This window comes from Desulfobulbaceae bacterium (genome assembly GCA_013792005.1).
Lineage (GTDB): Bacteria > Desulfobacterota > Desulfobulbia > Desulfobulbales > VMSU01 > VMSU01.
Genome location: VMSU01000085.1, coordinates 1 through 7,032, shown reverse-complemented (window position 1 = coordinate 7,032; position 7,032 = coordinate 1). Strand labels below are relative to the sequence as shown.

Annotated in this window: 3 protein-coding genes and 1 pseudogene; all 4 read left to right on the top strand. The window is 50.3% G+C overall.

The features are described 5' to 3' along the window. Positions 1 to 32: 32 nt before the first annotated feature. Positions 33 to 1,985 (top strand): annotated as a pseudogene (locus FP815_04630) (acetyl-CoA decarbonylase/synthase complex subunit delta). Between the two features lie 32 nt (positions 1,986 to 2,017). Further along, positions 2,018 to 4,222 (top strand): CO dehydrogenase/CO-methylating acetyl-CoA synthase complex subunit beta, encoded by a 2,205-nt coding sequence (gene cdhC / locus FP815_04625; GenBank protein MBA3014223.1) that lies wholly within the window; start codon positions 2,018 to 2,020, stop codon positions 4,220 to 4,222. Positions 4,223 to 4,318: 96 nt separating this feature from the next. Then, complete coding sequence (locus tag FP815_04620; protein MBA3014222.1) at positions 4,319 to 5,680, top strand: acetyl-CoA decarbonylase/synthase complex subunit gamma; 1,362 nt, start codon at positions 4,319 to 4,321, stop codon at positions 5,678 to 5,680. Positions 5,681 to 5,720: 40 nt separating this feature from the next. Then, positions 5,721 to 7,032, top strand: a 1,312-nt coding sequence (locus FP815_04615) for an FAD-dependent oxidoreductase (GenBank protein ID MBA3014221.1), incomplete at its 3' end; no start/stop codon positions are given.

Here is a 7,032-nt window from a genome sequence, read left to right as displayed (position 1 = left end):
TGGCTGGCGTCACTCCTCCCCGTTCTCTGGGGATGGCAAACTATATGAAGAAGTTTGTGCCGGGAATGGATGTTCCAGGCCATATCATCGACCGTTTGAAGTCTGCCAAGAACAAAGAGGAAGAGGGTATCCGCATCTGTGTTGATATTATCAATCAGGTGAAGGAAATTCCTGGGGTCAGCGGCGTACACATCATGGCCATAGAATGGGAGAGCGCCGTTCCCGAGATCGTCAAACTGGCCGGGCTTGATGACCGTCCTATTGTTGATGTGACTGTTGCACCGACTATTATTGCTGGCCGAGAAGAAACGATCATCGTTCAGGCCGCTCCGACTATTGCCGAAGACCAGGGTCAACGTGAGGCCTTGCTCAACGAGGCAAAGCAGGAGGCTGCCCGCATTATTGATGAGGCCAAGGTCCAGGCTGCTTCTTGTACCCCGACTACTACCGCAACCACCATTTCGATATCTACGACCGACATAGATGATGCAGGAGAACATGTAATGAATGAAAAAGAACGTCTACTGGCGCTTGAGTCTGTGCGTTTGGGGTTAGCTGCCCTGAGGAATGCCTATGGTCTGAGTGATGATCAGTTTGAGGCACTAGTGAAATTTGCCGGAGCCGAGGCCATTTTAGTTAAGGAACACGCTGTAGCCCGGAGTTCGGCGCCTACAGCCCCGGTACCTGCTGCCCCCGCCCCCCCGACGCCGGTCGTTGATGAGGTCAAGAAGACCGCTGAGGCCAAGAGTGCTGATGATGCGAGAGTGGCAGCTGAGGCCAAAGCTAAGGTCGAAGCACAGGCTGCCGCTGATGCCAAAGCTGCGGAAGAGGCCAAGAAAGCCGCTGAGGCCAAAGCTGTGGAAGAAGCCAAGAAAGCCGCTGAAGCCAAAGCTGCGGAAGAAGCTAAGAAAGCTGCTGAGGCCAAGGAGGCAGCCGCAGCTGTAGCTGCGGTCCAACCTGCTCCTCCCGCTGCAGTGGTATCGGGAGCTACTGATGCCGCCAGTCTGAAGATAGAGACGACTCTGCTGAAAGACCGTGCAAGCAAAGTGCCGACTGATCATTATGTTAAGGATTACAGCGGTGCTATCCGCGATGTGGTGTTGGGCAGTGGTGATAAAACTATTACTGTGGGTGGAACTAATACTCTCCCGTTCCAGCTCTTCGAAGGCGAGATGCGTAATAAGCCGCTGATTGCCATGGATGTCCTTGATTCCACTCCGGACGAGTGGCCGGATGCCCTGTCTCGACATTATTCCGACGTTCTTGATAATCCGACTTCTTGGGCCCAGAAATGTGTCAATCAATATCAAGCCGAGGCCATCTGTTTATCTCTTGTCAGCACCGATCCTAATGGCCAAAATCGTTCTGCCGCTGAGGCTGCTAAGATTGCCAGTGCGGTGATTAACGCAGTCGATGTGCCCATCATCATTTGGGGGTGCGGCAACGCTGAAAAGGACACTGAGACTCTGCGTGAAATCACCTCAATAATTGGTGATAAGTAGGTCTGTCTCGCCCCTTTGGCCGACACTAATTATCGGTCGCTTGGCGCCACAGCAATGGCCTTTAACCACTCTATAGTGGCAGCATCGCCGATTGACGTTAACTTGGCTAAACAGCTTAATATTCTTCTTGAGAACTTAGGTGTTTCTTTGAACAACGTTATGATGGACCCCTCTGTCGGCGCCCTGGGTTATGGCATCGAATATACCTATTCAGTCATGGAGCGTATCCGCTTGGCAGCCCTCACCCAGAAGGATGAGAAACTTCAGGTGCCTTTCATCTGCAATCTTGGTCGTGAGGTTTGGAAGGCTAAGGAGTGCCGGTTACCTTCCGATGCTTTGCTGGGTGACCAGGAGCGTCGTTCTGTGATGATGGAAGCGATCACCGCCAGTTGCATGCTGATGTGCGGTGGTGATGTGCTGATCATGCGGCATCCCCAGGCGGTCAGTCTGGCTAAGTCCCTGATCAACGGCTTGATGAACTAAATTCTACCCTTAAGAGAAGAAGGAGTTTTGCGATGTCGAAAATAATCTGTTCAGCAGCCATCCGTGGCGCCCATAAGATCGTTGATATGGCGGAGGCGAGTTATGAAGAGGCTATCAAGAAATTCGGTGCCGAGCATGAGGTGTCTTATCCCAATACGGCCTATTTTCTGCCTATCATTTACAGTATCCTGGGTGCCAAGATACAGAACCTGGGAGATATGAAGGACATCTTTCAGGAGTGTCGCAAGCTCCTGCCGCCCATAGTCAGCGATTCGTTGTGGCTGCCCTATCTAGGACCGGCCCTGGATGCTGGTATGGCTACCTTTTTCGCCGAGGAGATGTATGAGGCTATTCGCTATCTCAACGAGCCGAATTTCTATACCAAGACTGAAGACACTCTGGCTGAAAATATCTGGCTGGGCGCTGCTGATGACGTTATCTTCCGGAAGCGCGGGGTTGAGTTTGTTGATGGCACTGCCCCGGGGTTTGCAGCAATTGTCGGCGCGCCTCCTACCAAGGAGATTGCCACTAAGATTGCCCTTGAGTTGCAGGAGAAGAATCTTTATATCTTTATGCACGATCATACCGGTGGTGTACGGATGTCGGAGCAGTTGATTGAGGCTGGTGTTCAGGTGGGATGGAATACTCGTCTTGTGCCTTTTGGCCCTACGTATACCTCAGCTGTCTTTGCCATAGGTTTTGCCTGCCGCGTTGCCATGGCTTTCGGCGGTATTAAGCCAGGAGATTACAAAGGAAACCTGATCTACAACAAGGATCGGACCTTTGCCTTTGTCATGGCCTTGGGTCCAGTGAGCGACGAGTGGTACGCCAACGCCGCAGGAGCCATCAATTGGGGTTTCCCGACCATTTCCGACTATAATATCCCAGAGATCCTGCCCACAGGTGTTTGCACCTACGAGCACGTGGTCAGTAATGTCCCCCACGACGAGATTGTCCAGAAGGCGATTGAGGTGCGTGGACTTAAGGTCAGCATCACCAAGATCGACATCCCCATGGCCTTTGGTCCTGCCTTCGAGGGTGAGCGTATTCGTAAGGATGATCTGTTCATGGAATGTGGCGGTGGCCGGACCAGTGGTGTTGAGGTGCTGGTATCCAAACCCATGGATGAGGTCCAGGATGGTTTGGTTATTGTTGAAGGTCCGGACATCAAAGACATCAAAGAGGGACAGAATCTACCTATTGCCATTCTGGTTGAAGTGGCCGGTCGCGAGATGCAGTCAGACTTCGAACCTATTCTTGAGCGTCAATTTCATCATTTGATCAACTATATTCAAGGCATCATGCATATCGGCCAGCGGAATATCATGTGGATCCGTATCGGCAAGGGTGCTGTTGAAAAGGGCTTTTCCTTCGAGCACATCGGCAAGGTTCTGCACGGCAAACTTCATCAAGAGTTTGGCGCTATTCTCGACAAGGTTCAGGTCAAGATCTACACTGTCCTTGAGAAAGTAGAAGAGGTTCAGGCCCTGGCTCGAAAGGTTTATGATGAGCGTGACCTCCGTCTGGGTAGCATGACCGATGAGACAGAAGATATTTTCTACTCTTGTACCCTCTGCCAGTCATTTGCCCCCAGTCATGTCTGTGTTATCACTCCTGAGCGAATCGGGATGTGTGGAGCTTACAACTGGCTCGATGGTAAGGCTTCATTTCAGATTAATCCTACAGGACCTAATCAGCCGATTGAAAAAGGAGAGTGCCTTGATCCGATACAGGGTAGTTTTGCCGGCATCAACTCTTTTGTCAATCAGGCCTCTCGCGGGGCGGTTCCAGAGGTTGACTGCTACTCACTGATGAACAATCCTATGACTGCCTGTGGTTGCTTTGAGTGTATTGCCGCCATGCTTCCACAATGTAATGGTGTCATGATCGTGGATCGAGATTGTCGGAGCATGACCCCCAGCGGCATGAAGTTTACGACCCTCGCCGGTATGGCCGGTGGCGGTGCTCAGACCCCAGGTTTCATGGGGGTTTCCAAGCACTACATCAGCAGTCCGAAACTGCTGCTTGCTGAGGGTGGTTTGAAACGTCTGGTCTGGCTGCCTAAAGCTCTCAAGGAAGAGATCAAGGATAAACTGATCAAGCGCTGCGAAGAAATTGGTATGCCAGAACTGTATGATATGATTGCCACCGAGGAAGTCGGGGAGACCGAAGAGCAGATTTTGAAATTCCTTAAGGAGAAGGGTCATCCTGCCTTGAGCATGGAAGCTGCTGTTTGATCTACGTCGTTACATTGCAATAGACATTATTTAGTCGTTAACACTATCGATGCTATCGGCTGCAGGCTGGCACCGACTGATTGGAGGTAAACTGAAATGGCTTTAACCGGTATACAAATTTTAAAAATGCTCCCTAAGAAGAATTGTGGGGAATGTAAGATACCAACCTGCTTGGCTTTTGCTATGAAAGTGGCGGCAGGTCAGACAGATATTGGCGAGTGTCCGTACGTAGATGACGCGGTAAAAGAGACCATCGGTGAGGCATCAGCTCCCCCGATCAGGACCATTAAGATTGGTTCTGTGGATAGCTCCTTTACCGCTGGCGGAGAGACTTGTCTCTTCCGCCATGAAAAACGGTTTGAAAACCCAACCGGTATCGCTGTCTTGATTTCTACCGGAATGGATGATGTCGCGATTTCCAGCCGTATTGACAACTTCAAAAAGCTCCAGTATGAGCGGGTTGGCGTACTGTTAAAGGCTGACTTAATTGCGATAAAGGATGATAAAAAGGATTCACTATCTTTTTCTGCTCTGATCCAGAGGGTGATGACCGACGCGCCTGCTGCAAATTTGATTTTGATCAGCGACTCAACAGAGGCGCTTACCGCTGCTCTTGCCGTCTGTAAAGATAAGAAGCCCTTGCTCTATGGCGCAACTTCAGCCAATGCCAAGGCGCTGGCGGCCTTGGCGAAAGAGTTCGCCTGTCCGCTGGCGGTCAAGGGATCAAACCTTGATGATGCTATTGCAATCTCTGAGGAGTTGTTGCAGGCGGGTCTTAAAGATTTGGTGATTGACACTGGCGCTCGCACCGTTCGTGCTGCTTTAGAGGATAATGTCGTTGCTCGAAGGGCTGCTATTGCCAAGAAATACAAGCCGTTAGGATTCCCGACCATCACTTTTCCCTGTGAAATGAGTGATGATCCGATGATGGAGGCGATGATTGCCTCGGTTTTGATCGCCAAGTATGCCGGTATTGTCGTTCTTTCCGACTTGCAGGGGGATATCCTCTTTCCCTTGCTCCTTGAACGCCTTAATATCTTTACTGATCCTCAGCGCCCCATGGTGGTGGAAGAGAATATCTACCCCTTGAATAGTCCGGGGAAAGACTCTCCAGTGATCATTACCTGTAACTTCTCACTTACGTACTTTATTGTCTCCGGCGAAATTGAAGGTTCTAAGGTGCCATCGTGGTTGTTGATTAAGGATACCGAGGGCCTTTCTGTCCTTACCGCATGGGCTGCGGGTAAATTTGGCGCTGATGTTATTGCCCAGTTCATTAAAAAGTCCGGCATTGAGGATCAGATCAATCATCGTGAACTGTTGATCCCAGGGTATCTTGCCTCTATTAAGGGCGAACTTGAGGAAGAACTTCCACAGTGGACAATCACCATTGGACCTCGCGAGGCAGGTCATATCCCGGCATTCCTCAAAGAATGGAAGCCGTCTGCCAAGAAATGAGATTTATTATTTAATTAACTTTATAAACGAGTAATAAACCATGTCACTTAACCTCGTAATTGACGGCCAGGAAATTGTTGCCCAGCAAGGGATCACTATCCTGGAAGCAGCAAAACGTGCTGATATTTCTATCCCCACCCTTTGCTACGTGAAGGGGAAATTTCCTGAAAAGGCATGCGAATTGTGTGTGGTCGAGGTGGAAGGGGAGTCTGAGTTTCAGCGTGCGTGTATGGTGCAGATCAAAGAGGGGATGCGGATAGTTACCAATTCTGATGCCCTGAGCAAGCACCGACAGCAACGTCTTGCCATATTGGCAGAGACACATTTTGGTGATTGCAAGGCTCCTTGTAATTTGACCTGTCCTGGACAGATCAATGTTCAAGGATATATCGCCCATGTCGCCAAGGGTGAGTATGAAGAGGCTGTCCGTCTGGTGATGGAGAGGAATCCTTTTCCCTTCTCTGTTGGCCGGGTATGTCCTCGTTTCTGTGAAACTCGATGTCGCCGAATACTGGTTGATGAACCGGTTTCCATCAATCATCTGAAACGGTTTGTTGCAGATTGGTGCATGACCAGGAATGTCGATCTGAAGTTGACGTGCGATCCTCCTACCGGTAAACGTATTGCCGTGATCGGTGGCGGGCCTGCTGGTCTTACCGCAGCCTATTATCTCGCCCGCAAGGGGCATGACATCACTGTCTTTGAAGCGATGCCCAAGCTCGGCGGGATGCTTCGTTATGGTATCCCATCCTATAAAATTCCCCGTAAGATTCTTGATTATGAAACTAATGTCATTTTGGCGATGGGGATATCTGTTAAGTTCAATCAGAAACTAGGGACCAATTTTACCATTGATGACCTGCAGAAGCAGGGTTTTGATGCTACTTTTGTGGGAGTTGGCGCCTGGGCGCCTCAACCGTTGGATATCCCCGGCGCTTCCTTGCCTGGGGTGATGAGCGCCACTGAATTTCTTCGACTTGTCGCACAGGATAAGGTTAAAGGCTTGGGGCGTCGGGCAGCGGTATTTGGCGGGAATAATATCGCTTTAGAGGCAGCGCGATCTCTGTTGCGACTTGGAGTTGACGAAGTTACCGTAGTTTTCCCCAAGTCCAGGACCGGGATGTCTGCCAACCAGCGGGTGCTTAATGAGGCCGAGGGTGAGGGCGTTCAGTTCTTGATGGTTGCTTCGCCGGTAAAGATTGAACATGGTTCAAATGGACTTGATGTCGAGTTGATTCGGATGCGGCTGACGGAACCTGACAAGCGGGGTATTCGTCATCCTGAACCTATTCCGGGTTCCTCTAATTTTATTCAAGTAGATACTTTTATTTATTCTTTGGGACAGATGGCGT

Excerpts from the sequence above, each read along its gene's own strand:
- cdhC (MBA3014223.1), top strand. The coding sequence starts at position 2,018 with ATGTCGAAAATAATCTGTTCAGCAGCCATCCGTGGCGCCCATAAGATC.
- FP815_04620 (MBA3014222.1), top strand. The coding sequence starts at position 4,319 with ATGGCTTTAACCGGTATACAAATTTTAAAAATGCTCCCTAAGAAGAAT.